Origin of the sequence: Helicobacter sp. 11-8110, assembly GCF_003288905.1 — a bacterium.
Classification (GTDB): domain Bacteria; phylum Campylobacterota; class Campylobacteria; order Campylobacterales; family Helicobacteraceae; genus Helicobacter_D; species Helicobacter_D colisuis.
In genome coordinates, this window is record NZ_NHYL01000019.1 from 1 (window position 1) to 1,184 (window position 1,184).

1 protein-coding gene is annotated in these 1,184 nt (G+C 29.1%); it reads right to left on the reverse strand.

Annotated features, from left to right (window positions below; translation table 11 throughout):
* Positions 1–47: 47 nt before the first annotated feature.
* Positions 48–1,184: autotransporter outer membrane beta-barrel domain-containing protein (locus CCY98_RS08380; protein WP_258440230.1), on the reverse strand; the 1,137-nt coding region annotated here is incomplete at its 5' end.

Here is a 1,184-nt window from a genome sequence, read left to right on the forward strand (position 1 = left end):
CCAAACTAGCTAGAAATTAAAGATAATTTATTTCTAGCTAGTAACTTTTAAAACTTATACTTTATCCCCATATTTCCACTTAAGTAAGTTTCATTTTTAGAATCTACTTTTCCTGCCAAGATTTGTTTAGCTCCAATCCCTACATCTAAACTTAGACTATCATTTAAAGAGATATTTCCTCCTACAATTAATTGTCCATAAGTCTTTTTCTTCTCTTCTCCTTTAATAGAAAAAGAAGCATTAGAGCCTACAAAGCTAGCTACATAATCCTCTCCATTATTAACTACATATTGTTCAATCTTTGGAGTTATAAATAAATAAGAGCTTTCATTAAAATATTTTCTAGCTTCTAATCCTAATTCTAAACTCAAAGAGTTATTAGTATTAGATTCTACTTTTCTTGCTAAGCTACCTTTTTCATCATAGCTTGGTGTATGGCTATAATAATAATTCGCTCCTACAAAGGGCTTTAAAAATAATCCATTGTTTAAATTAAAGACTTTACCAATATTAGTATTAAACCCAATAAACTTTCTATTAAAATCAGCATTATTTAAACTTCCTGCTAAATTAATATTTTGCTTTGTATCTCCTATTTGTCCATAGAGTTTAGAATTTAATTCCCAAGAATGATTAAATCTATAAGAGCTATAAATACCTATTTGATAATTATCTGATTCTTGAACGCTTAGCTTATCTTTGATTTTAGAACTTGCATAAGTGGCATAGATTCCTAAAAGTAAATTTTCATTAAATTCTTTATCTGCACCTATGCTTATTCCATACAATCCTCCACTTTCTCCATCAACTATATTTGCTCCACCAAAAGCATTTGCCCATACACTATTTTTATAAGTTTTTGTGCCATAATAGTCATAAGGAATATCACTGGCTATATTAGAATTATTTGCTAAAGCATTTGTCTTTAATGCATTTGCAAATTTTATTTCACTATAGGGATTATTAATTCTAGCTATTCTTCCACCTAGAGCCATATCATTAGAGATATTTATAGCACCATTTACAGAACTATTGTTATTTAGAGTATCTGTGCTACTTTTTGCACTTTCTCTTACATCTTTAAAGAAGTCTTTATTTGTGATTGCACCTATACCCACACTAGCATTAATATTAGAGTTAATCAAACTATCAAAGATACCTTGTGCTTCGTTTAGGTTGCCGGA